The organism is Vibrio coralliilyticus (genome assembly GCF_024449095.1).
Classification (GTDB): Bacteria; Pseudomonadota; Gammaproteobacteria; order Enterobacterales; family Vibrionaceae; genus Vibrio; species Vibrio coralliilyticus_A.
Window position 1 is genome coordinate 2586919 of the sequence record NZ_CP024627.1, and the last position, 25850, is coordinate 2612768.

24 protein-coding genes and 1 other RNA gene are annotated in these 25850 nt (G+C 45.6%); 4 read left to right on the forward strand and 21 right to left on the reverse strand.

Features of this window, described 5'->3' with window-relative positions; translation table 11 throughout:
• Positions 1–228: 228 nt before the first annotated feature.
• The 16 genes from lpxC to rsmI all read right to left on the reverse strand — a co-directional run bounded on the left by lpxC (position 229) and on the right by rsmI (position 18291).
• Complete coding sequence (gene lpxC / locus CTT30_RS12225) at positions 229–1146, reverse strand: UDP-3-O-acyl-N-acetylglucosamine deacetylase (protein WP_239837705.1); 918 nt, start codon at positions 1144–1146, stop codon at positions 229–231.
• Between the two features lie 100 nt (positions 1147–1246).
• Complete coding sequence (gene ftsZ, locus CTT30_RS12230; RefSeq protein ID WP_239837706.1) at positions 1247–2482, reverse strand: cell division protein FtsZ; 1236 nt, start codon at positions 2480–2482, stop codon at positions 1247–1249.
• Between the two features lie 30 nt (positions 2483–2512).
• Positions 2513–3775, reverse strand: a complete 1263-nt coding sequence (ftsA, locus tag CTT30_RS12235; RefSeq protein ID WP_239837707.1) for a cell division protein FtsA — start codon at positions 3773–3775, stop codon at positions 2513–2515.
• Complete coding sequence (locus CTT30_RS12240) at positions 3768–4550, reverse strand: cell division protein FtsQ/DivIB (protein ID WP_252035273.1); 783 nt, start codon at positions 4548–4550, stop codon at positions 3768–3770. The genes ftsA and CTT30_RS12240 overlap by 8 nt, the downstream gene beginning before the upstream one ends.
• Before the next feature lie 182 nt (positions 4551–4732).
• Positions 4733–6193 (reverse strand): UDP-N-acetylmuramate--L-alanine ligase, encoded by a 1461-nt coding sequence (murC, locus tag CTT30_RS12245; protein WP_239865117.1) that lies wholly within the window; start codon positions 6191–6193, stop codon positions 4733–4735.
• A 12-nt stretch (positions 6194–6205) separates the two neighbouring features.
• Positions 6206–7267, reverse strand: coding sequence for an undecaprenyldiphospho-muramoylpentapeptide beta-N-acetylglucosaminyltransferase (gene murG / locus CTT30_RS12250; protein ID WP_252035274.1), 1062 nt, complete (start codon positions 7265–7267; stop codon positions 6206–6208).
• A complete protein-coding gene (gene ftsW / locus CTT30_RS12255; RefSeq protein WP_239865120.1) occupies positions 7254–8453 on the reverse strand; it encodes a cell division protein FtsW in 1200 nt (399 codons plus the stop codon). The genes murG and ftsW overlap by 14 nt, the downstream gene beginning before the upstream one ends.
• 13 nt (positions 8454–8466) lie before the next feature.
• Positions 8467–9786, reverse strand: coding sequence for a UDP-N-acetylmuramoyl-L-alanine--D-glutamate ligase (gene murD, locus CTT30_RS12260; protein WP_252035275.1), 1320 nt, complete (start codon positions 9784–9786; stop codon positions 8467–8469).
• Between the two features lie 17 nt (positions 9787–9803).
• The gene (mraY, locus tag CTT30_RS12265; RefSeq protein WP_239837713.1) at positions 9804–10886 is read right to left on the reverse strand and encodes a phospho-N-acetylmuramoyl-pentapeptide-transferase; all 1083 of its coding nucleotides are present in this window, start codon (positions 10884–10886) and stop codon (positions 9804–9806) included.
• Entirely contained in the window at positions 10883–12241 is a 1359-nt protein-coding gene (locus CTT30_RS12270; RefSeq protein WP_252036642.1) for a UDP-N-acetylmuramoyl-tripeptide--D-alanyl-D-alanine ligase, read from the reverse strand. Before CTT30_RS12270 ends, mraY begins: the two co-directional genes overlap by 4 nt.
• 4 nt (positions 12242–12245) lie before the next feature.
• Complete coding sequence (murE, locus tag CTT30_RS12275; RefSeq protein ID WP_252035276.1) at positions 12246–13724, reverse strand: UDP-N-acetylmuramoyl-L-alanyl-D-glutamate--2,6-diaminopimelate ligase; 1479 nt, start codon at positions 13722–13724, stop codon at positions 12246–12248.
• A gap of 12 nt (positions 13725–13736) precedes the next feature.
• Positions 13737–15467 carry a penicillin-binding transpeptidase domain-containing protein gene (locus CTT30_RS12280; protein WP_252035277.1) on the reverse strand — a complete coding sequence of 577 codons (1731 nt, stop codon included), beginning with the start codon at positions 15465–15467 and terminating at the stop codon, positions 13737–13739.
• A complete protein-coding gene (gene ftsL / locus CTT30_RS12285; protein ID WP_252035278.1) occupies positions 15464–15781 on the reverse strand; it encodes a cell division protein FtsL in 318 nt (105 codons plus the stop codon). Before ftsL ends, CTT30_RS12280 begins: the two co-directional genes overlap by 4 nt.
• Positions 15782–15786: 5 nt before the next feature.
• The gene (gene rsmH, locus CTT30_RS12290) at positions 15787–16737 is read right to left on the reverse strand and encodes a 16S rRNA (cytosine(1402)-N(4))-methyltransferase RsmH (RefSeq protein ID WP_252035279.1); all 951 of its coding nucleotides are present in this window, start codon (positions 16735–16737) and stop codon (positions 15787–15789) included.
• 184 nt (positions 16738–16921) lie between these two features.
• Positions 16922–17316: RNase P RNA component class A (gene rnpB, locus CTT30_RS12295), an RNA gene on the reverse strand.
• Between the two features lie 111 nt (positions 17317–17427).
• Positions 17428–18291 (reverse strand): 16S rRNA (cytidine(1402)-2'-O)-methyltransferase, encoded by an 864-nt coding sequence (rsmI, locus tag CTT30_RS12300; protein ID WP_239865126.1) that lies wholly within the window; start codon positions 18289–18291, stop codon positions 17428–17430.
• Positions 18292–18354: 63 nt separating this feature from the next.
• Between rsmI and CTT30_RS12305 the strand changes: the two genes are divergently transcribed.
• Genes CTT30_RS12305 through CTT30_RS12320 form a run of 4 tightly spaced genes read left to right on the forward strand, consistent with a single transcriptional unit; the run spans position 18355 to position 21688 of the window.
• The gene (locus tag CTT30_RS12305) at positions 18355–20169 is read left to right on the forward strand and encodes a penicillin-binding protein activator (RefSeq protein ID WP_252035280.1); all 1815 of its coding nucleotides are present in this window, start codon (positions 18355–18357) and stop codon (positions 20167–20169) included.
• Positions 20153–20521 carry a YraN family protein gene (locus CTT30_RS12310; protein ID WP_252035281.1) on the forward strand — a complete coding sequence of 123 codons (369 nt, stop codon included), beginning with the start codon at positions 20153–20155 and terminating at the stop codon, positions 20519–20521. Before CTT30_RS12305 ends, CTT30_RS12310 begins: the two co-directional genes overlap by 17 nt.
• A gap of 3 nt (positions 20522–20524) precedes the next feature.
• On the forward strand, positions 20525–21115 hold the full coding sequence (locus CTT30_RS12315; protein WP_045976171.1) for a phosphoheptose isomerase: 591 nt from the start codon (positions 20525–20527) through the stop codon (positions 21113–21115).
• A 3-nt stretch (positions 21116–21118) separates the two neighbouring features.
• Positions 21119–21688 (forward strand): BON domain-containing protein, encoded by a 570-nt coding sequence (locus CTT30_RS12320; RefSeq protein WP_239865130.1) that lies wholly within the window; start codon positions 21119–21121, stop codon positions 21686–21688.
• Positions 21689–21734: 46 nt separating this feature from the next.
• On the opposite strand, the gene sspB is transcribed toward CTT30_RS12320, so the two are convergent.
• The 5 genes from sspB to petA all read right to left on the reverse strand — a co-directional run bounded on the left by sspB (position 21735) and on the right by petA (position 25557).
• Entirely contained in the window at positions 21735–22220 is a 486-nt protein-coding gene (sspB, locus tag CTT30_RS12325; RefSeq protein ID WP_239865132.1) for a ClpXP protease specificity-enhancing factor, read from the reverse strand.
• Positions 22221–22231: 11 nt separating this feature from the next.
• A complete protein-coding gene (gene sspA / locus CTT30_RS12330) occupies positions 22232–22867 on the reverse strand; it encodes a stringent starvation protein SspA (RefSeq protein WP_239837723.1) in 636 nt (211 codons plus the stop codon).
• Positions 22868–22964: 97 nt separating this feature from the next.
• Positions 22965–23702, reverse strand: coding sequence for a cytochrome c1 (locus CTT30_RS12335; protein ID WP_252035282.1), 738 nt, complete (start codon positions 23700–23702; stop codon positions 22965–22967).
• Positions 23699–24964, reverse strand: a complete 1266-nt coding sequence (locus CTT30_RS12340; RefSeq protein ID WP_239865137.1) for a cytochrome b — start codon at positions 24962–24964, stop codon at positions 23699–23701. The genes CTT30_RS12335 and CTT30_RS12340 overlap by 4 nt, the downstream gene beginning before the upstream one ends.
• Positions 24964–25557, reverse strand: coding sequence for a ubiquinol-cytochrome c reductase iron-sulfur subunit (gene petA, locus CTT30_RS12345; protein WP_239837726.1), 594 nt, complete (start codon positions 25555–25557; stop codon positions 24964–24966). The genes CTT30_RS12340 and petA overlap by 1 nt, the downstream gene beginning before the upstream one ends.
• Positions 25558–25850: the final 293 nt, after the last annotated feature.

Consider the following 25850-nt stretch of genomic DNA (forward strand, 5'->3'; position numbering starts at 1 on the left):
GAATTTTGCCTCTAACAACCAATAACAAGGTTATTTGTTTGAAGCATTCTTTATTTTTTGAGGTTATATGATGGATGTTTATACGTTGATAAGGCTTCTCTTCAATTTTCGCGGCTTACCGTACTCTAAAGTCGGCCACGCGATTCTTCTTTCTCAGCAGGCAGATTTTTGCCGTGCGGCAAACAAAAAAGCCAGACTTTCGTCTGGCTTTTCAAAACTTCAAATTTATTATGCAACAACCACATTAGGCTCAGCGAAGGCAACTGGAGAAGTCGCTTCTTCTTCGAACGTTACCCACTCCCACGCTTCTTGATCTGCTAGAACAGAACGCAGCAGTTGGTTGTTTAAGCCATGTCCCGACTTAAACGCACGGAACTCACCAATGATTGGATGACCACACATGTAAAGATCGCCAATCGCATCCAACACTTTATGAGTGACAAACTCATTATCAAAGCGAAGGCCTTCTTCGTTTAGAATTCGATATTCATCCAGTACAATGGCACAGTCAAAGCTACCACCTAGACATAGATTCTGAGACTGTAAATGTTCGATATCTCGCATAAAACCAAAAGTTCGAGCACGAGAGATATCTTTTACAAAGCCTTGCGATGAAAAATCAAATAATAGATGCTGTTCATCAGATTCAATCGCGGGATGGTTGAACTCGATTTCAAAGTCCATACGGAAGCCATTGAAAGGGACAAATTCAGCCCACTTATCACCGTCTTCAAAGCGAACAGGCTTTTTAATACGAATAAAGCGTTTTGGTACGTTTTGCTCTTCAATGCCAGCTTGTTGAAGGAGGAATACAAAAGGGCTAGCACTGCCATCCATAATTGGAATTTCTGGAGCATCGACCTCAACCACAATGTTGTCTATACCCATACCAGCAAGAGCTGCATTGAGGTGCTCAACGGTTGAGATACGCACGCCTTCATCGTTCACCAATGCCGTACAAAGCATGGTGTCACGAACTGAAGCTGGGTCTGCAGGAAAATCAACAGGAGGATTTACATCCGTACGGCGGTAAATGATACCTGTATTTGCAGCCGCTGGGCGAAGAGTAAGTGTGACTTTACGACCAGAGTGGAGACCCACACCAGTTGTTTTCACTATTTCTTTCAGAGTACGTTGTCTGATCATCTGCTTGCCTCAGTACTAATTGCTACAAAACACGGTCAATAAGCAATATTGACCGCGAATCGTACCATAATTTTGAACAGTGTCAAATTATGATTTAATTTTAGTCAGCCTGACGACGCAAGAATGCTGGTATATCAAGATAACCAGTGTCCTTATCCGCTTTCGGTGCAGCACTTTGTTGACCAGCACCTGAGCTTGAAGGAGCAGAACTTGTCGGCTGAGGAGTCACCTGAGGTTTCTCTTGCAAACTTGGTGCCGGTTTCTCTTCCACTTTATTGACAGCTGGCTGCTGAGTTGGAGCCGCTGGCTGAGTTTGTGGTTGAGAAACAGAAGCTACTTTCGTCTTCCCGCCCGCAACTAAAGTGATATCAGGTTTTTTCTCTGTACCGATACCAGTAGCAACAACGGTCACTCGGATTTCATCAGCCATATCAGGATCCAATGAAGTACCGATAACAACTGTAGCATTATCTGAAGCAAATGCTTTAACCGTATTACCCACCGTTTCAAACTCATCCAGACGCATATCAAGGCCAGCTGTAATGTTAACCAGAACACCACGAGCACCTGCGAGATCGATATCTTCAAGAAGTGGGCTTGAGATAGCCATCTCAGCCGCTTCTTCAGCACGGTCTTCACCTTTGGCTACGCCGCTACCCATCATTGCATGACCCATCTCCGACATCACGGTACGAACATCCGCAAAGTCGACGTTAATCATACCAGGACGAGTAATAAGCTCTGCAATACCTTGTACTGCATTCTTAAGTACGTCATTCGCACTAGCAAAAGCTTCAAGTAGAGTGATACCACGACCCAGTACTTTTAGTAGCTTTTCGTTTGGAATCGTAATTAATGAGTCTACCTGTTTAGATAGCTCTTCAATTCCTTGCTCAGCAAACGCTAAACGCTTTTTGCCTTCAAAGCTAAATGGCTTAGTTACTACAGCCACAGTAAGTATGCCCAGTTCTTTTGCGACTTCTGCAATCACTGGAGCAGCACCTGTACCTGTACCACCACCCATGCCAGCTGCGATAAATACCATATCGGCACCATCGAGCTCTTCTTTAATTCTATCTCGATCTTCGAGAGCAGCATCACGCCCAACCTGAGGGTTAGCGCCTGCACCCAGACCTTTGGTAATGTCACCACCAATCTGGATTACGCTATTAACGCTTGTTTTACGAAGCGCTTGCGCATCAGTGTTGATGCTAATGAACTCCACGCCTTCGATGGATTCACGTACCATGTGTTCAACGGCATTACCACCACCGCCACCAACCCCAACGACTTTTATTACTGCGTCGTCAGACATTTCCATCATCGGTTCAAACATGTGTTATCTCCGTTTATCCTGCTGCTCAGGTTAAAATTCTTTTTGTATCCAGTTACGCAAACGCCCAAATAATGTCGTTACAGATTGGCGCTTAGGCTCATTGTACTCTGTATCGTCGTTAATTTGACTATCTCTTGCATAATGAAGTAAACCCACTGCCGTCGAGTGATACGGCTCTTTTACATAGTCTGTTAGCCCACTCACTTCTAGTGGCTTACCAACTCGTACTTGATTGCGGAATACACGTTCCGCACACTCTACCAATCCTTCAATCTGTGCAGCACCACCAGTCAGTACTACACCAGCCGCAAGGTGATGTTTTATCCCTTCTTCGCGCAGCTTCTCCTGAACAGTATCGATAGTTTGATTAACCAGCCCCATTAACTCAGTATAACGAGGTTCAATCACCTCAGACAAAGTTTGTCTTTGTAAACTGCGTGATGGTCGACCTCCTACACTAGGAACGTTAACCGTGTCATCCTTGCTGACTAGCTCACTCAGAGCACAGCCATATTTCACTTTTATTTCTTCGGCATCACTCACTGGAGTACCAAAGGCGAAAGCAATATCACTTGTTACCGCATTACCTGCATAGGAAAAAACTTCCGTATGTCTCAGTGCTCCGCCAGTCCAAATCGATACATCCATAGTGCCAGCACCGATGTCGACAACACAAACACCGAGCTCACGTTCATCTTCAGTGATCACCGCATTACTCGAAGCCAAACCGGAGTAAACTAAGTGCTCAACCTTCAAACCGCATCGCTCAACGGCTTTAATAATGTTTCTTGCCATATCATTGTGACAAGAGATTAAATGCACGCTGACTTCCATTCTTACTCCTGATAAACCTAGCGGATTTTTTATCCCTTCTTGGTAATCAATCGTAAATTCTTGTGGAATTACATGCAGAATGCGTTGTTCGTCACCTATTTTGATAGATTTGGCAGTATGAATCGCACGATCCATATCTTCCTGAGAAACCTCTTCATCAGAAATGGTCCCCATGCCTTTCTCTATTCGGCTAGCTATGTGTCTACCAGAGATAGAAATAAAGACATTACTGATCTGACATTCCGCCATTAGCTCAGCTTGGTCAACAGCTCTCTGAACAGATTTGACAACAGATTCCAGGTCGTTGACACCACCTTTATCCATGCCTCGTGATGGACTACTTCCTGCGCCAATTATGTTTATCTGACCATCAGGCAGTACTTCTCCAACCAGAGCTGATACGGTTGCAGTACCAATATCAAGACCAACAATAATGTTGTCATCAGCGGTCTTAGTCATCTGTGCTCTCTTGTTCTAACTCTTGCTCAGGGAACCAACCGACGGAGGCTCCCGTATCATACCTGAGGTCAATATAGCTAACTCTTTGTGAGTCGCTACCTAAGTTTTTGTATAAAGAGAGGAATCTTTCCACCCTCTCTTCTAAAGATTCTTTACCCAGCTCAAGCCGGATACCGTTATCAAGGATAATCTGCCATGCACGGCGATCATTCAGTAATAACGAGGAAATGTTCAGATTCAGCACTGCAAACTTAGGGTTAATTTGCCGCCATACGTCCAATACTTCTTGGCTCGTACCTGCGGGACCATAAAGCTTGACACGCTCTCCTTCTAGCTTGCCAATGTCGCCATTAAAAACAAGCCCTTGACTATTAAGGAGTTCACTACCATTCCAAATAGCAGCCGCTTCATACTCAGTCAGAAAAACTTTGACCGTGTCAGGCCATTGTTTACGAATCGATGCATGAGAAACCCAAGGGATAGCCTCTACAGTCTTCTGGAGTACTTTCACGTCTTGAGACATAAAGGTACCCACATGTTGCAAAGTAGCAAACGCACGCTGCACATCAAGGGAAGAAACGTATTTCAGATCTCCCTCCAAGACTATTTTCGATAAAGGCAAACGCTTATCATCCCACATCCAAGATATCGTGGAATAAAGGATAGAGCTTATCAATAGCAAAACCACTAGCAAAAATATGCTACCAAAAGCATGTTTTTTCACTAGTGGAGAATCAGTAAAACGACGGCCTTCATCTAAAGTGCTCTCAATCAAGACCGCTGTCCCTGCTATCAGTTCGCAACTTTAACCCCTATCTCAATTTATTAAAAAGGCAAAAGCAATGACTTTAACTTCCGGATTATACTGGCGTCATTGAAAGTATCAAATACTGAAATTGAGAAATCGCACTTTAATTGCATTAATTAGTCGAATTAATCGAAATCTCATGTTTCCAATCACACCATATGCATCTTATCGATATTTAACTCAAAAGCCGCCAATTGTTTCGCTACTTTGCCAATATCTCCTGCACCTTGCGTTAGAACCAGGTCACCATCTTGCAAAACATTCGCTAAAACAGCAGGTAAGGTATTACTATCGGAAACAAAAATCGGATCGATTTTTCCTCGACTACGAATCGTTCGACATAAAGCACGCCCATCAGCGCCCGCAATTGGCTTCTCGCCAGCAGAGTAAACATCCAACATCAAAAGCACATCAACTTGTTCTAAGACATTAGCAAAGTCATCGTATAAATCACGAGTACGACTGTAGCGATGTGGCTGGAAAATCATTACCAAACGCTTCTCTTTCCATCCATTACGAGCCGCATGAATCGTGACATCGACTTCCGTCGGGTGATGGCCATAATCATCGACCAACATTGCGCTACCATTACCAGTATCAAACTCACCAAGGTGATCAAAACGACGCCCTGTGCCTTGCGTTCCAGCCATGGCACGTAAGATGGCTTCATCGTCAATATCATCTTCAGTTGCCACAGCAATCGCAGCAGAGGCGTTGAGTGCGTTGTGGCGACCAGGAATGTTCAATGTAATATCTAGGTTGGCACGCCCCTGACGCACGACAGTAAACTTACCTTGTTGGCCTTCCTGATGATAATTTTCAATACGTACATCCGCATCTTCAGAAAAACCGTAGGTGATCACTTGGCGGCTGATCCTCGGAATCAATGCTCTCACGACTGGATCATCGATACATACAATCGCTTGCCCGTAGAAAGGAAGGTTGTGGAGAAAATCAATGAACGTCTGCTTCAGGGTTTCAAAGTCTCCACCGTAAGTATCCATGTGATCTGCTTCGATATTCGTGACAATGCTCACCATAGGCTGAAGATGAAGGAAGGACGCATCACTTTCATCAGCTTCCGCAATGAGAATACGGCTAGAACCAAGACGAGCATTCGTCCCGGCGCTCTTAACCAAACCACCATTCACAAATGTCGGATCTAAACCCGCTTCCGAGTATATCTGGGTTACCAAAGCCGTGGTCGTAGTTTTTCCGTGAGTCCCTGCCACTGCGATACCATGGCGAAAACGCATCAGCTCCGCTAGCATCTCAGCACGGCGTACCACCGGAATTCTTGCCGCACGTGCTGCTTTAATTTCTGGGTTTTCTTCATTAATCGCCGTAGAGACGACAACCACACTGGCTTGTTGAACATTTTCTTCAGCATGGCCAATGAAGATCTTGGCGCCTTTATTGGTCAAACGCTCTGTCACTGGGTTTTCAGCTAAGTCTGACCCCGTGATCTGATAACCTTCATTGAGCAACACTTCAGCAATGCCGCTCATTCCCGCTCCACCAATACCAATGAAGTGGATAGATTTCACACGACGCATTTCTGGCACCATGGCGCGAATTTGCGCTAAATCTTGAGTATGTTGAACTGTCATGAATATTTCTCGTTAATTCGTTAGCGCAATAATGGCATCAGCCACTTTGGTATCTGCATCCAGCTTGGCAGCTTCTCGGGCACTTTTGGCCATATCAAGCAGTTGTTGGCGATCCAATCGCTGGATCTGTTCGGTTAATTTCTCGACGGTAAGTTCAGGTTGCTCAATCATTTTTGCAGCACCACATTCAACCAAATGATCAGCGTTTAGTGCTTGCTGCCTGTCTTTGTGCATAAACGGAATAAACACAGCCCCAACACCAGCAGCCGAGACTTCGGAGACAGTTAAAGCGCCAGAGCGACATACTAACAAGTCAGCCCATGCATAAGCTTCAGCAACGTCATCAATAAACTCCGTTGCTTGTACGTCTGTGACGTTAAGCGCCTCATAGGCCGTTGCCACTTCTACCTGATTATTTTTACCCGCTTGGTGGCGAATTTCGTACTCAGCCCCAAGTTTTGACATCACTTCAGGCATAGTGCGATTGAGAATTTGCGCGCCTTGGCTGCCTCCCATAACCAGAATCCGGATTTTACCACTTCGCTCTGACATCCTATGCTCTGGGCTAGGTAATGCCACTACGTCTTGGCGAACGGGGTTACCCACAACTTCGGCATTGGGGAAAGCTCCGGGAAAAGCTTGGAATACTTTAGACGCAATGCGTGATAGCCACTGGTTAGTTAACCCAGCAACAGCGTTCTGCTCATGTAAAACGACCGGAATACCTAACATCTTCGCAGCAACACCACCTGGGCCACTGACATACCCCCCCATACCAAGTACAACGTCAGGCTGCCAGCGTTGCATGTGTTTTTTGGCTTGCAGTATGGCATTCAAGATTTGAAAAGGGGCTTTAATCATACGTGACAGTCCCTGACCTCGTAGCCCCTTGACTTTAATAAAGTCAATATCAATTCCGTGCTTAGGTACCAATTCCGCTTCCATACGATCAGAGGTTCCGAGCCAACGAATCTCCCACCCTTGCAGCTGTAGTTTTTTGGCAACCGCTAGACCTGGAAAAACATGACCGCCAGTGCCTCCAGCCATCACCATCAATCTTTTATTCTTTTTCATTTTCTTCTTTCTGTTTCGGCTCGCTATTCAAAGCAATAAGCCGACATTCATGATCAATGCGAAGTAATATTGCTACCGCAGTCGACATAACTATCAAGCTCGAACCACCATAACTGATCAAAGGCAGTGTCAGCCCTTTCGTTGGCACCATACCAGCTGCTGCCCCAACATTAACTAATGTCTGAAAAGCAAACCAGATCCCAATACCGAACGCGAGATACCCACCAAACAATAAATCACTATCGAAAGCTCTACGACCAATCAGTATCGCTTTGACAACGAGACTAAAAATCAACATTAACACCAGAACTACACCAATAAAGCCTAGCTCTTCAGCTAATACTGCAAATACAAAATCCGTATGCGCTTCAGGTAAATATTCTAATTTTTGAATAGAGTTTCCTAAACCTTGGCCAAACCACTCACCTCGGCCAAAGGCCATTAAAGACTGAGTCAGCTGATAGCCACTACCAAACGGGTCTTCCCAAGGGTCTAAGAAGGAAGTGACTCGACGCATTCGGTAGGGTTCAATCAGAATTAAGCCCACGACAGAAGCGATCCCTACCACCATCAAAGCTAGAAACTGAGTGAGCTTTGCCCCAGCAATAAACAACATGCCAAACAAGGTGACAAGCATTACGATGACTGTCCCGAGATCAGGCTGAAGCAGCAGCAAACTTGCTAAGGTGCCAAACACCATAATGGGTTTGATAAAGCCACCAAAGAAGCTCGATCTCACTTCTTCATGTTTTCGGACCAAGTAACCCGACATAAAAATGAACAGCGATAGCTTAGCCACTTCTGCTGGTTGAAGGTTAAACAAACCAAGGGGGATCCAGCGAGAAGCACCGTTAACTGATTTGCCTGCAACGAGCACAACCACCAGGAGAAAAAAGGATAACCCTAGCAACAATGTACTGTATTCAGACCATTTCTTCAGTGGCACCTGTAAAATGATACTAGCGGTTGATAATGCCAACACCAAAAAAACAGCATGACGAAACATAAAGTGGAAAGGCTGATCCGTTAAACGGGAACTGATCGGAAATGACGCTGATGTCACCATTACTAAGCCAGTTAGCATCAGACCGAGAGAAATCCACACTAGTTGACGATCGAACAAAACTTCCGGTGACGAAGTGGTCAGCCAGCGTTGAGTCTTCAAGAAAAAGTGGCGTATCTGCATCCAAGTTGCTTCACTATGCGTATTGTTTGGCTAAAGCTGTAAAAGCATCACCGCGAGCCATAAAGTTCTTAAATTGATCAAAACTCGCACAAGCCGGAGACAGCATAACCATATCTCCCGACTCAACTTGTGAGCTCACCCATCGAACAATGTCATCAAGCGTCTCAAAACGTTTTGCCTCTGGGTGTAGAGGGAGAAACTTATCACCATCAGCACCATAACAACAGAGCTGAACATTTAGCTGACTGAGTGCAGGTTGCAATTCAGAAAAGTCCGCACCTTTCCCATCGCCTCCCACTAATAGATACAACTTACCAGTCAGTGATAATCCTGAGAGTGCCGCTAGGGTGCTAGCTACATTGGTCGCTTTGGAGTCGTTTACCCACTTAACGCCTTGATTATCCACAACCACCTGACATCGATGTGTCAGCCCGTTGTAAGATTTCAGCGCCTCAAGCCCAAGAGATACATCAATGCCCACCTGAGTAAGTAGCGCTAGTACAACCAAAACATTAGCGACATTATGTCTTCCGACTAAGCTCAACTCATCAGCAGCCAGTAAACTCCGCTCCCGGTGAGACAGATACTCTCGTCCACCCAATGTTTGGAGGTGGAAATCACAGGCTTTGTCCAAGCTAAACTCAATCAGAGGAAAATTGACCTGGTCAGGATAAGTCGCAGGATCATCCGCATTGACAATACACGCCTGTGCATGCTCAAAAATACGAAGCTTAGCCTGACGATAACCACTCATATCATCATAGCGATCCATATGATCTTCAGATAAATTTAAAAATGCAGCCGCTTTAAGGTTAAGGCTCGACGTGGTTTCTAACTGAAAACTCGATAATTCGAGTACATATAGCTCGGCTTCTTGCTCCAATAAATCCAATGCAGGAACCCCTATATTGCCACCAATAACGGTCTTAACACCAGCAGCATTGGCAACAACCCCCATTAGGTCGGTCACTGTGCTCTTACCGTTTGAACCAGTGATTGCGACAACTGGCTTTTCGACCTGCCATGCAAATAATTCGATATCGCCGACAATTGGAATACCGGCCTCTCTTGCTTGCTTTAATTCCGGAGTCGCTAATGCAATCCCAGGGTTAGCAACTATCAAGTCTGCTGCGGATAACCAATCTAAGCGCCAGCCACCAGAATGCAACTCCACTTGCTTAGGCAGCGCTTCTCTACCTGGGGGATTATCTCGAGTGTCGATAACACGAATGGTTAAGTTATATGGCAAGTTCGCTAAGTACTTAACGACTGAGAGCCCGGTAATACCGAGCCCTACCACCACAACACTCTCTATGTTTTGCCAGCGTTCCATAGTCAAGTTGATTTTCCTTAACGTACTTTCAGTGTTGCTAAGCCAACAAGAACCAGAACAATTGAAATGATCCAAAAGCGAACAATCACACGAGGCTCTGGCCATCCTTTCAATTCATAGTGATGATGAATCGGCGCCATGCGGAAAATGCGCTGACCACGCAACTTGTATGAACCAACCTGTAAAATCACTGACAGTGTCTCCATTACAAACACACCGCCCATGATCACTAAAACGAACTCTTGTCGTACCAGGACAGCGATAGTCCCTAAAGCGCCCCCCAGAGCCAGTGACCCCACATCACCCATGAAGACTTGTGCTGGATAGGTATTGAACCAAAGAAAGCCTAAACCTGCACCGACAATAGCAGTACATACCACCACAAGCTCTGACGCATGAGGAACATAGGGAATATGCAGATAATTCGCAAAGTTAACGTTACCTGTTGCCCAGGCAATTGCCGCAAAGCCTGCGGCCACTAATACTGTTGGCATAATAGCCAAACCATCCAAACCATCGGTCAGGTTTACGGCATTACTCGTCCCTACAATCACAAAGTAAGTCAGTACGATATACATCAAACCTAACTGGGGCATGATGTCTTTAAAGAAAGGGACAACAAGCTGGGTGGCCGTCGTATCTTTGCCGTAAGCATACAATGCAAAAGCAACCACCAAAGCAATTGCTGACTGCCAAAAATACTTCCAACGAGCAATAAGACCATCAGTATTTTTACGCACCACTTTACGATAATCATCAACAAAACCGACGGCACCATAGCCAATTAAAACCGCGAGCACAGCCCATACATATGGGTTAGAGAGATCAGTCCAAAGGAGAACGGTAGTCGTTATCGCAGTCAAGATCATGACTCCCCCCATCGTTGGGGTACCACGTTTACTAAAGTGTGACTCGGGACCTTCGTTACGAACTACCTGGCCAATTTGCAACATCTGCAAACGGCGGATCATAAGCGGCCCCATCCAGAGCGAGATACCTAATGCTGTCAAGACACTAACAATGGCACGAAACGATAAGTATTCGAATAAACGGAAGAATGAAAAGTATGGCTGTAGAAGCTCTGCAAGCCAAATGATCATGTATACATCTCCTTTAAAGCAGCGGCGATCTTGCCCATTCCTGCACTGTTTGCTCCTTTAACAAGTAATGTTTGAGAGCCTGTAGTCAGGTTGAGCTGCTGCTTAATAAACTCAATCATGCTGTCATGAGTATCAAAGTGCTTTCCTTGACAAACGTCACTGATCGCTTTGGCGTCAGCGCCATAAGTAAGCACGTGTTCAAATTTAAATGGGGCCGCATGTTCACCGACTTGACGATGAAGTGCAAGACTTTCCTCACCTAACTCAGCCATATTGCCCACAATCAACCAGCGTATACCATCAAAGCTGTTTAATAAGTCTGCAGCCGCTTTCATAGCAGGAACGCTGGCATTATAACTGTCATCAATCAACCTTATGCTATCGGTTAGTTCGACAGTTTCAACTCGGCCTTTCACTTTTGATAAGTTAGCAAGGCCAGACACGATCATTTCTGGCGTAGCCCCAAGCTCCATTGCTAGAGCTGTTGCGGCAAGCGCATTGGCCACATTGTGCTGTCCAATAATACCGAGCTTAACATTCAATGATGTATTCGGTGTATCAATGGTAAAAGATGCCTTACCATTTTCGCTCATTATTACATTACGCGCTTTATATTCTGCACTGTTATCGGACAGTGAGAATGTCTTCACCGTTTTGTCAGATAACACTTCCTGCCAGTAGTGACCGCCATTGCTGTCTAAATTGACAATCGCGACCGCCCCCGGTTTTAGACCTTGATAAATTTCACCTTTCGCTTGCTTGACTCCGTCCATTGAACCAAAGCCTTCTAAGTGAGCAGCAGCAACATTGTTGACCAATGCAACATCAGGATTGACAAGTCGTGTGGTATAAGCAATTTCACCGATGTGATTCGCGCCCAGCTCAATCACGGCAAAATCATCTTCCGGCTGAGAACGCAGTAAAGTGAGTGGCACGCCAATATCATTGTTAAAATTGCCTGCGGTATACAGCACTTGGCCTTTTTGCACCATAATGCTCGCAACCATTTCTTTAACCGTCGTTTTACCGCAGCTCCCCGTAATCGCAACAGTCGGTGTCTGACAGACTTGATGAACAAATTGACCTAATTTACCCAGCGCAGCTTTAGTATCTTCCACTAATAACTGTGGTATTTGAACATCCACCGCTTTACTGACCAATAAAGCACTGGCACCCGATTCAACCGCTTGCTGGACAAAGTTATGAGCATCAAACTTTTCGCCAACCAGCGCCACAAACAAAGAGTCTGACTCAATGGTCCTAGTATCAGTAGAAACGGAATGAATAGCGGTATCATTACCGATAAGTTGAGCATCAAGCACATCAACAAGCTGAGATAGCATCAAAGTAATCATAGTGTTATAGCTCCAGAAGTTGCTTAGCAGACTCGCGATCGGAGTAGTAAACCGTTTCATTCGCCAGCACCTGATAATCTTCATGGCCTTTGCCAGCAAGCAAAATAATGTCCTCTGCCTCACTATTCTGCAAAGCATGCGCTAATGCTTTATAACGGTCATGTTCAATAATCGCACCATCAGGTGAAACCATACCCGCCAGCATATCTTCTACTATTGCTGAAGGCGATTCGCTACGGGGATTATCATCCGTTAAGATGACCACGTCGGCTAAAGCTTCACCAATAGACGCCATCATCGGGCGCTTACCTGTATCCCGATCCCCCCCACAGCCAAATATGGCCCAGAGTCGCCCTTGGCAATGTACTTTTAAGGCGGACAGCGCTTTTTCTAAAGCGTCAGGCGTATGGGCATAATCCACTACGACTTTGGCTTTCCCTTTGGCATGGAACAGTTCCATACGGCCTAATACCGGCTTTAGCTGACTGGCACAGTCCATTAATGCTTGTTTCTCAATCCCTAAAGACAGTAAAGCCGCAAAAGCCACCAACACATTACTGGCATTAAAAGCTCCGATCAGTGGCACCGTAAAATGGCCTTCGCCGTACTGCCCAGAAAACGACAACGTAATGCCTGCTTCAGAATATTTAACATCAGTGGCAAAGAGTCCGTTGCCGTTTGGTATCGGAGATAAAGAGACCGGTGTACAATCTTCGAGCTGCTCTACCCAAGCAGCGCCGACAGGGTCATCAATGTTGATCACGGCGTGAGCGCAATCATGATGAGTAAATAAAGATAGCTTAGCCCGAGCGTATTCTTCCATCGTACCGTGGTAATCAAGGTGATCACGGCTGAGATTAGAGAAGACTCCAACCGCAAAACTCAGTGCTTTGACACGGTCTTGAACCAAGCCATGGGATGAGATTTCCATTGCCGTATACTGCGCACCCTGGCTTTCTAGATCCGCTAGCGTTTGTTGAATGTCAAGCGCATTGCCCGTGGTATTAGCGGTCGGCGTTAGTGAGTCTAAAAAGCCATTGCCCGTTGTTCCAAGCACCGCTGCTCGCCGCCCTGTTAACTCTAACCACTGAGCAATCAGCTGAGTAATGGTCGTTTTGCCATTGGTCCCAGTCACCGCAATCAATTGATTGTGTTTAAGCGGCAGCAAGCGATTCGCAAGTTCAGACAGATGACGAGTCAAATGCGCGATATATATGACGGGAACATCATCAAAAAACTCAACAGAGCCATGAACTTGCTGCTCATCAGCTTCAGCAATGATCGCATTTGCCCCTTGCTCAATAGCAGAGCCGATAAATTTTCTGCCATCAACAACATGGCCTTTAATAGCAACAAATGTAGAGCCAGATATCACTTTACGGCTGTCTAACTCCAACTTTGAAATTACAATCTTGCCACCGTCCTGAGATGACAATTCAACCCAAGGAGCAAGCAGATTGGCCAGCGTGAGTTCTTTGGACATTTAACGCCTCACTTATTCTTCTTTAAATCGGTTTTCATCAGGAGCGACATTGAGGATCTGAAGCGTTCCTTTCAATATCTCAGAGAATACAGGACCAGCAACGGCGCCCCCATAATAGTTGTCCCCTTGAGGTTCATTGACAACTACGACTAAAGCGACTCGTGGGTTGCTAACAGGGGCAATTCCTGCCGTATATGCAAAGTACTCGTCACCATAACCACCCGCTATCGCCTTGCGTGACGTACCGGTTTTGGCTGCAACACGATAACCAGGTACCGCCGCTTTAGTCGCGGTACCGCCAGGTTGGGTAACCGTCTCTAGCATATTCAGCACCATATGCGCATCATCTTCATCGATTACTTGGCGGGATAAATCTTGCTGGTTATTTTCAATAATATGGATCGGCTGGTACTTACCAAAATTACCTAACGTAGCATAGGCATGCGCAAGCTGAAGAGGCGTAATCGTCAAACCATAGCCGAAGGCTAAAGTCGCGATCTCAAACTTGGACCAACGGCGTCGGTTGGGAAAAATACCCGGAGTTTCACCAACAAGGTTAAGCCCTGACATTTCACCAAAGCCCACCGAACTATACATACCAAGAAGTGCTTCCAATGGCATATCCAGTGCCAGCTTGGCCACACCAATATTACTTGATTTTTTCAAGATAGTGGTTAAATCAGCCTTACCGACTTTGGAGGTATCACGGACTCTTTGCCCCCCAATCGGCATCAGGCCATTGCCAGTATCAATGATCGTATCCTTATCCGCGACCCCATTTTCAAGAGCTGCCAATACAACAAATGGTTTCACTGTTGAGCCGGGTTCAAACGCATCAGTAATCGCACGGTTACGCATTTTAGCGGACTGGAGATCAGAGCGGTTATTCGGGTTGTAGGATGGCGCATTAACCATAGCCAATACGGCTCCCGTCTTCACATCCAATATGACTGCCGTCCCGGATGTGGCGCGATAATCCGCTACCGCCTGTTTAATCGATCGATAGGCAATTGCCTGAATACGTTGATCAATGGTTAACTCCAGTGGTTTACCTTCTTCATGCTCTTCCAAAGAAATGTTTTCCACCACCCGACCATATCGATCTTTGCGAATGATCCGTTTGCCCGCTTCACCGGTCAGCCATTTATCGTAACTGCGTTCAACCCCTTCTAGACCATGACCATCAATCCCTGTCACACCGACTAAGTGAGCACTGACCTCTCCCGTGGGGTAATAACGACGAGATTCAGCTTTCAGCCCCACACCAGCAAGCTTAAGCTCACGGATATAGTGTGCCATCGCAGGGCTTACTTGGCGCTGAAGATAGATAAAACGACGGGATGCATTGTTACGAATTTTGTCGATCATGTCTTGACGGTCAAGACCAAGAACATCGGCCAGTGCATACCAGCGATCCATGTTGGCAAAACCATTACGTTTGAAAATCGTTGCAGGATCGGCCCAAACGGCTTCCACAGGCACGCTAACAGCAAGAGGTTCACCGTTACGATCAGAAATAATCCCTCGCGCAGAATGAATCGTCTTCGCGCGAACGGAACGTAAATCGCCTTGCTGAATAAGGTTGTCAGGCTCAACGATTTGAATATAGGCAATTCTTGTCACTAGCGCCGCGAAAGCACCAAAGACAAACAACAGCACTAAATAAAAACGCCAACGGATCAAGCTCGGCTGTTCTGCAACAGCTTTTTTCTTAGCAGCTGAGGAGACTTTAGTTTTACTCATGGGAGGTCGATAATCACTTCTTTATCTGAGTCTGGGCGTTTCATCTGCAACTCATCTTTAGCAATTTCTTGCACTCTGCTGTGCTCCGCTAAGGCAGTTTCTTCAATCAAAAGGTTACGCCACTCATTGTCTAGCCTTTCCCTTTCTTGTAAAGCCTGATCTTTCTCGGTAATCGCTTGACGTGTGTGATGGGTGGTAAATACTACCCCCATCGCTGATGCAAAGATCATGATCAATACCAGCAAAGGCACCCGACCAACGGTAAATAGGTCAAGGGCAATTAGCTTGGCGAGATTAGGCGTAGTTTTACTCATCGGGGCTAGAGTTTCTCCGCAATGCGCAGTACTGAACTGCGAGAGCGCGTATTTACATCAATTTCTTGTTTCGAAGGTTTGATCGCTTTGCCAATAGGTTTGAGGTTCGCACTTCCTAGCGCTTTGATCTGAGCTTCTGTCATGGGAATTCCATGAGGCACTTCTGGACCTTTGCTCTCTTTACGAATGAAACGCTTCACCATTCTGTCTTCCAGTGAATGGAAACTGATCACTGATAGGCGGCCTTCAGGGGCTAGGATACTCGCCGCTCCCTTTAACGCAGTCTCAATTTCTTCCAGCTCACTGTTGATATAAATGCGGAACGCCTGGAATGAACGCGTGGCTGGGTGCTTTTTCTCTTTAAAACTCTTTGGCGCCGCATCAGAAATAAGTTTAGCGAGCTGACCTGTACGCGTCAGCGGTTCGTTTTCTTCATTCTCACGGTAAGCAACGATCGCTTTAGCAATGCGGCGAGCATGTTTATCTTCACCAAACTCACGAATAACCCAAGTGATGTCATCAAGATCGGCTTCCATCAACCACTGTGAGACAGGAATACCCGATGTCGGGTCCATACGCATATCTAGTGGACCATCTTTCATAAAACTGAAGCCGCGTTCGGCATCATCAAGCTGAGGTGAGGAAACACCAAGATCAAGCAAGATACCATCGACTTGACCGACTAAACCTCTTTCTTCTGCATACTTAGCCATACCTGAAAAAGGACCATGAATGATGGTGAACCTAGGGTCATCGATCGTCTTTGCTTCAGCAATGGCTTGCGGATCTCGGTCAATACTAAAAAGGCGACCATTTTCACCCAACTGCGCAAGAATTTGGCGGCTGTGACCACCACGACCAAATGTACCGTCAATGTAGGTACCATCAGGCTTAATCGCTAAGCCGTCGATAGACTCATGCAGTAATACAGAAATGTGCTTAAATTCTTCGGTCATGGTTTTTATCTCGCTCTCGCACAGGCGCGCTCAAACTTTCCAGTGTACTGATTTAGAAGGTGATCGTCACCCATCGCAGCTCCGAACACGTGATATTGCGCTAAGTTTAGTGCTTGCAGAATTAATTTCGTCAACAAAAAGCAAAAAACCCATCATAACGCGGACGTTACGATGGGTCTCGAATAGGTGGAGCCGACATGTAAGCCGGGTTCTGTTCCGCTTGCGCGGTGGTAGCCATTCGTCTAGGCCAGCAATCGCTCACTGGCTCAAGCAACCTACCCGCTTCCTTACGCGAGCAACGCAATGTGGAAGCCTATTTGGTCTTGCTCCGGGTGGAGTTTACCTTGCGACGAACTGTTGCCAGTCGTCCGGTGCGCTCTTACCGCACCCTTTCACCCTTACCTGTACTCTTACGAGCCATCGGCGGTCTTCTCTCTGCTGCACTTGTCGTGGGCTTGCGCCCCCCAGGCGTTACCTGGCACCCTGCTCTATGGAGCCCGGACTTTCCTCCCCTTCATCAGTCTCCCCAACACAAGGTTAAAAGGACATCAATGAAGCAGCGACTACCCAGTCAACTCCGAGGCGGATTGTATAGAGATTGCTACTCAGTGTCTAGCGAGATCACAGATTAACCGTCAACCAAAGAACAAGTGCTTAGAAAACGAGCGAAGGTGTGAATCACATGTAGCCTCAATTGAGATGTTCTAATCCCCATTTATACAGGGCATTTTTCTTCAAGTTATAGATTTCTGCCGCCATAGCCGCCGCTTTCTTCAAAGGCAGCTCTTTCGTTAAGATAGCCAATGTCCGAGTTGCTTCTTCAGGAAGAGTATCTTCTGCGGCCGCGCGGTAACCATGGATCAACAACGCCATTTCACCTCTTTGTTGATTCTCATCCGCTTTGACCCAGTCCACGAGTTCTCCTAACGGTAATCCGTGAATAGTTTCGAATGTCTTAGTCAGCTCACGAGCTAATACAACTTCACGCTCAGGCCCCAATATCTCTAACATGTCCTGTAGAGAGTCCACAATACGGTGCGGAGATTCATAAAAGATACAAGTACGCTCCGCTTTGGCAATCTCAAGAAACTTATCTTTACGTCCTTTACTTTTTGCCGGTAAAAAGCCTTCAAAGCTGAATCTGTCTGACGGTAAGCCTGAAGCACTTAACGCAGTCACCACTGCACAAGCACCAGGAAGTGGCACAACTTTAACGCCCGCTTGACGACATTTTGTAACCAAGTGATACCCTGGGTCACTGATTAAAGGTGTTCCAGCATCAGAAACTAAGGCAATTGAATACCCAGATAACAGTTTCTCAACCAGAACTTGCGCTTTTTGCTGTTCATTATGATCATGCAGTGCAAAAGTTTTTGTCGAAATACCAAAATGAGACAACAATTTGCCAGTATGACGCGTATCTTCGGCAGCAATGAGATCCACACCGGTTAAAACATCGAGCGCACGTTGAGTGATATCACCTAAATTGCCAATTGGAGTCGGGACAATATAGAGAGTTGGGACCTCAGTTGGTAAGGTTTTGTTATCTGTCATTTGTTTACCATCACTTCAACGATTAATATAGACACAATTTTATACGGAATTAGTTAATAACTCATGGCCATGAAAAACCAAAAGCGACTCAGTGTAACACGCTTACTGACTCCTGTAGCCCTTGCTGTCACACTGGCAGCTTGTTCTACCGCACCTTCAACACCAACCAACGTTGATATTACGCTAGATCCGAACCAATCCATGCAAACTTACCTGATGCGGGCAGACAGCAGCGTAGGAAGTATTCAGAGTGACTGGTTAATCATGGCATTAAAAGCAGCCATAGAATCGGATGACTTAGCACAGGCTGATTTGCTAGTAAAACGCTTATCTAGACAAAAACTTTCTCATTTACAGCAAGCTGAGTGGCAACTTGCTCGTGCAGAGATACTGAATAAACAAGAGCAGTATGAGCAAGCACTTAGTCAGCTGAAGTTTAACCCATCATGGAACTTAGCCGACGAGCAATGGAAGGTCTACCACCAGCTACGCGCGCAGCTATTGACTCAACAAGGTCAGTACTTTGAAGCGGCTCGTGAGCTGACTCGGTCTGCTGAGTTCGTTGAAAGAGCAAAACAAACGGCCATTGCCCAAAGCATTTGGAGCAACCTCAACCAATACAATCAGGATCAGATAACCGAACTCTCTGCGGAAGCTGATGAAGAGGTGCTTGATGGCTGGTTACAGTTGGCTATTTATACCAAAACGCTATCCAGTAACATTCCACAACTAAAAAATACACTGGAAAAGTGGTTGGCAGAAAATCCAAGCCACCCAGCGGCTACCTATACCCCACAAGCAATTGTCGATATCCTGAACCTTGAAGTGGTCAAGCCCGTCAGCACGGCACTACTACTGCCTTTATCTGGTAAGTTTGCCAAGCAGGCCCAGCTCATTCGTGATGGCTTTATTTTGGAAATGATGAATGACACAGAACGCGATGAAAACGCCAACCTGACAGTCATTGATACCAATACCGTAACACCTGAACAACTTGAGCGGACTTTAGTGGAGAAAAATGTCGATTTCGTGGTCGGTCCGCTAATCAAAAGCAATATTGAAAAGCTCCAGCAAGCTCAAGCAAGCTTCTCTCGTCCATTACCGACTCTAGCTTTAAATATTCCTGATAACTTAGAGTCTGGCAACAATACCTGCTATTTGGCACTCTCTCCTGATCAAGAGGTGGCACAAGCTGCCAAGCACTTATTTACTCAAGGTTATCGCTACCCACTCATCCTCGCCCCACAAGGTCGATTAGGGACACGTGTTGTTGAAGCATTTGAAGAAGAATGGAAGAAATACAGTAAAGACAAAGTAGCCGTTAACCTATTTGGCGATAAGCGTCAATTACAGCGCGATATCAATAAAGTCTTTGGCCTACAAGAGAGTCAACAGCATATCGCCCAAATGGAGTCATTGCTGGCGATACCTTTGGAAAGCCAACCACGTAGCCGCCGCGATATTGATGCGGTTTACATTGTTGCAGGCAGCTCCGAGCTAACTCTGATCAAACCATTCATCGAAGTGGCCGTAAACCCCGACACAGTGCCACCAAAGCTGTTTTCTAACTCTCGTAGTAATAGCGGTCGCCAACAGTATGAAGATCTCTCTGGCGTCATGTACAGTGATATTCCACTGCTCATTCAGCCAAATGAGGCACTTGAAGCCCAGATGGAGCAACTGTGGCCAAAAGATTCTAATGCAGAAAAGCGCTTACAAGCTTTAGGTATGGACGCCTACTTACTGATGGAGCAGTTACCACAAATGAAGGTCGTTGATGGGCATACATTACAGGGCAATACTGGAGTGTTAAGTATCAACAAAGATTGTGTGGTGCAACGTGAGATGAGTTGGGCCGAACATGGCGTGGCTAAATAAACGTCAAAGCGGCGAGCATTATGAGGCCTTGGCGGAGCAGTACTTGATCCGCCAAGGGCTTTCTCTAATTGGTAAAAACTTTCATTCCAAAGGTGGGGAACTCGATCTTATAATGCTTGATGGTTCGACTATCGTATTCATTGAAGTACGTTATCGTTCAAACCAGCGTTACGGTCATGCAGCAGAAACCGTCACCCCATGCAAGATGAACAAACTTATTCACGCTGCAAACACTTGGCTGATGAAACAGGGTAAATCCGTACATACTACTGATTTTCGATTTGACTTAGTGGCCATGCACCAGCAAGGTAAGCAGATCGACTGGATAAAAAACGCAATAACTCAAGGATAATCGATGCTAGACAGCATTAAAGACAGCTTTACAGAAAGTATTCAAATTCAGATTGCAGCCGCAGAGGCCCTGCCCGATGCGATTACCCATGCAGCTCAGGCAATGGTCGCCAGCTTACTTAATGGTAATAAAATTCTATGCTGTGGTAATGGAGGCTCCTCTTCTAACGCTCAACAGTTTGTTTCTTGCCTGCTAAACCGCTTTGAGACGGAGCGTCCGAGTCTACCTGCCATGGCCCTCACTGCGGATAATACCACCTTAACTGCGGTCGCCAATGATTACCATTATGAAGAAATCTTCTCAAAGCAGGTTAGAGCTTTTGGACAAGCCGGTGATATTTTGTTGGCTATTTCTACCAGTGGTAACAGCAAAAACATCATTAAGGCCATGGAAGCGGCTGTAACACGCGATATGACCATCATTGCTTTCACAGGAAAAGACGGTGGTGAAATGGCTGGCTTACTAGGTGAGAATGATGTTGAAATTCGAATTCCATCTCACAGAACAGCAAGGATCCATGAGGTGCATATGGTGACGCTTCACTGCTTATGTGATCTTATCGATCAAGTCCTATTTCCAGCTCACGAAGAGTAAGTTATGAAACATCTTAAAACTTTTGTCATCATTTGTATGCTGCTTAGCACCACTGGATGCGCTGGTTTATTTGTAGCGGGAGCGGCAACCACTGTTAATGTGGTGACTGATACCCGAACAACCCAAGAAATGTGGGATGATAATAATATCGAGTTTGAAGTTGCCGGCCTTGCAAACAAACCACCTTTTCAACGAGAAGTAAGAATTACAGCAAGCTCGTATGACGGGACGGTGGTATTAATGGGCCAAGCCAGTAACCAAGATCTTCTTAATCAGTTTGTAAGCAAGACAAGAGATTTAAAAGGTGTTAAGAAAGTCCACAACCAAGTGCGTATTAAAGCCCCGCTATCAGTTGGTCAAATCAGTCACGATAGTTGGATCACAACCAAAGTCAAATCAGCACTACTGACAAATAGCGAGCTTAATGGAGTAAAAGTGAAAGTCATTACCGAGGATAAAGAAGTATTTTTACTTGGTTATGTATCACCAGAACAAGCGGATGTGGCTGTAGAGGTGGCACGTAATATTTCAGGTGTAAAACAAGTCATCAAAGCATTTCAGACTGGAAATTAAAATTTAATTCATAAAAGACAAAAAAGCAGCGAATACGCTGCTTTTTTCATTTGATGACTCTTAAGCTTGGTCGGCCTTTAGGTCTAGGTGGTTCGTCATCCGGGGTGGGTTCTTCTTCAAAAGCTTCCGTAGCCAAAGACAAACCTGAATCTTCTTCCGAAAATTCTTCAACGCCAGATGTACCTCCATCAAAGTCATCCATATATGCTTCTTCAGGCTCAAACATGGTCCCTGCACCGTTTTCACGAGCATAAATGGCTTGGACCGCATACAGAGGTACAATAACGGAGTGAGGACGACCAGAGAAACGCGCACTAAACGTAATCGCTTCATTACCTAGTTCAAGGTTACCTACTGCTCGTGGAGCAATATTGAGAATAATTTGCCCATCCTGAACAAACTCAACAGGAACACGAACACCAGGCAAGGTTGCCTCAACGACTAAATGAGGTGTTAAATCATTATCTACCAGCCAATCATAAAATGCTCGAAGCATATAAGGTCGGCGAGGTGTCATATTAGTTATGTCCATTTCGCTTCCAATTAGCGACTCAGACGCATTTCACGTTCTGCCTCGGTCAGTGAAGCTAGGAATGAATCACGCTCAAATACGCGGTTCATGTACACTTTCAACTCTTTCGAACCTGGGCCAGTGAGTTCAATACCTAGCTGAGGCAAGCGCCACAATAACGGAGCAAGGTAACAATCGATCAAACTGAACTCTTCACTCATAAAGTATTCAAACTCTGCAAATACAGGGCCGAGAGTCAGCAGATCATTACGCAATTTATTGCGCGCAGCTTCCGCTTCTTCAACGTTACCTTTTACCACTTTCTCTGCCAGTGAGTACCAGTTTTTCTCAATACGGTAAATCATCAAACGGCTGTTACCACGTGCAACTGGGTATACAGGCATCAATGGAGGATGGGGAAAACGCTCATCCAGATATTCCATGATGATTTTCGAATCGTAAAGCGCTAGCTCACGATCAACTAAAGTGGGTACTGATTTATACGGGTTTAGCTCAATCAGCTCTGCGGGAAGATTTCCTTCATCAACCAGTTCAACTTCGACACTTACACCTTTTTCAGCCAGTACAATACGTACCTGATGGCTATACATATCAGATGCACTTGAAAATAGAGTCATCACAGAACGTTTATTGGCAGCTACAGCCATGGAGCCCTCCAGCACACTTACAGATATAAAAAATAATGGAGGCTAAGCCTCCATTATCAACAATAAAATTGGGAATTAGCACAGTATGATAGCACAATTAGTGCACATCACGCCAATACTCTTTCTTAAGCAGAACAACCACAATAGTGAAGATAACGAGGAATGCCATTACCCACCAACCTAATGCGTGACGCTCTAGTTTCACTGGATCACCAGAGTATTCTAGGAAGTTCACCAAATCACGAACAGCATCGTCGTACTCTTCTTGGTTCAGCTCACCAGTCCCGTCGGTTTCAACACCAACGACAACTTTATGCTCCTCGCCTTCTACGATTTTAGTCTCATAAACTGGTTTAGGAATCCCTTGTAGTTCTTCGAGAACGTGCGGCATACCTACGCTTGGGAAAACAACGTTGTTTACACCAAACGGGCGAGATGGGTCTTCGTAGAAAGAACGCAGGTATGTGTATAGCCAGTCAGAGCCACGAACACGAGCAACCAAAGTTAGATCAGGAGGCGTAGCACCAAACCATTTGGCTGCGGATTCATCAGGAATTGCGTTTTCCATCAAATCACCGACTTTCGCATTAGGATCGAAAATCAGGTTCTCTTTCAGTAGTTCGACCGGAATACCGATGTCACGTGCAACCCGCTCATAACGTTGATACTGCGCTGAGTGACAGCCAAAACAGTAGTTCATGAACAGCTTGGCACCGTTTTGTAGTGATGCTTGATCACTTAGGTCATTGTTTGCTTTGTCTAGCGGTACGCTTGCACCCGCTGCCATCGCCAGAGAAGGCAGCATTGCAAATAGAATTACAATCCATTTTTTCATTTGAATGTCACCCTTTCTGGTAGTGGCTTAGTCGCTTCGTTCTTACTGTAGAAGTACAGCAGTACGAAGAACATGAAGTAAGCTAAGCTAAAGATCTGAGCTAGCAGTGTGTACGTTGGTGTAGCAGGAAGCGCACCAAGAATACCCAGAGCAATAAAGCTGATCGTAAACTGGATGATATTAAACAAATGGAATTTACTACGGTAACGGTAAGAGCGAACCTTACAACGATCCAGCCAAGGCAGAACGAATAGAACCGCAATTGACGCTCCCATCGCGATAACACCTAGTAACTTATCAGGTACCGCACGCAAAATCGCGTAGAAAGGTGTGAAGTACCATACTGGAGCAATGTGCTCTGGTGTTTTCAGTGGGTTTGCCGCTTCAAAGTTAGGCGGCTCAAGGAAGTATCCACCCATCTCAGGGTTAAAGAACAACACGTAACAGAACAAGAACAGGAAGCCTGCTACACCAACCATGTCTTTAACCGTACCGTAAGGATGGAACGGAATAGAATCGATGATATCGTATTTCTTCGAGTAGTAATCGTGGAACTTGAACTGCGTCTTGTAATCGTCGCCCATGGTGCCTTTAGGCAGCTTAGTTTCGATACCATCTGGGTTGTTTGAACCCACTTCGTGTAGTGCTAATACGTGTAGAACAATAAGCAGCAGAAGTACGATTGGCAATGCAATAACGTGTAAAGCGAAGAAACGGTTCAGCGTTGCACCAGAAATAACGTAGTCACCACGAATCCATAGTGTCAAATCGTCACCAATAACAGGAATCGCACCAAATAGTGAAATGATTACCTGGGCTCCCCAGTAGGACATCTGACCCCATGGAAGTAGGTAGCCCATGAAGGCTTCAGCCATCAACACTAAGAAGATAAGCATACCGAAGATCCACAGTAGCTCACGAGGCTTCTGGTAAGAGCCATAGATTAAACCGCGGAACATGTGCAGATACACCACGACAAAGAATGCCGAAGCACCTGTCGAGTGCATGTAACGCAGTAGCCAGCCGTACTCTACGTCACGCATGATGTATTCGATTGAAGCAAACGCGCCATCGCCAGATGGGACGTAGTTCATTGTCAGCCAAATACCTGTCAGAATCTGGTTAACCAATACCAGCATTGCTAGAGAGCCAAAAAGATACCAAAAGTTAAAGTTCTTTGGCATCGGGTACTCAGAAAGGTGTTTCTTATACGCATTCATTGCGGGTAGACGTTTTTCTACCCAGTCAAGTAGAGCTTGCATTATGCCTCCCCTTCTTCGTCAACACCGATGATAATCTTAGTATCACTGAGATACATGTGCTTTGGAACAACCAAGTTTAGTGGGGCTGGTACACCTTGGAATACGCGGCCAGCCATATCAAACTTGGAACCGTGACAAGGGCAGAAGAAACCTGATTTAACACCTTGAACTTGTTCGCTAAAACTGTCCGGTAAATAAGTCGGCGAACACCCTAGGTGGGTACAGATACCTACAGCGACAAAGTACTCAGGCTTGATAGAACGGTAGGCGTTTTGAGCATAAGTTGGCTGTTGCTCTTCGCCTGACGCTGGATCACGAAGTTGACCGTCAATATTTTTCAGCGCATCTACGACAGATTGTGCTCGGCGGACAACCCAGACAGGTTTACCACGCCACTCAACACGAACCATCTGCCCTTCTTCAAGTTTACCTATGTCAACTTCAACAGGGGCACCCGCAGCTTTTGCTTTCTCACTTGGGTTCCAAGATTTAATAAAAGGAACGGCGACAGCAGCTGCTCCGAGACCACCAACAACCGCCGTTGTTGCTGTCAAGAAACGTCTGCGACCGTTATTTAAAGGCGCATTGCTCATCCAAACATTCTCCCATTTGCTCCTTTTGGATTATTGTTATTCCGCTTAAAGAGCATGGCTAACAAAATACGAATTTAGTTGTATTTATTTGATGGCAAATGATAAATAAAACCCTACTTTTTGACAAGATAAAGCTACCTTTTTGTAACAATCGTGAAGTAAATCGCCTATGAGGTCACAAAAGGGGAATAAGTAATATAAAAGTTCTCGAAACTGGTCTGAGAGAAGGGATTTTTTTGTGCAGAAAAACAAAAAGCCTGGCATGAAGCCAGGCTTTTGGGACCACAATCCGG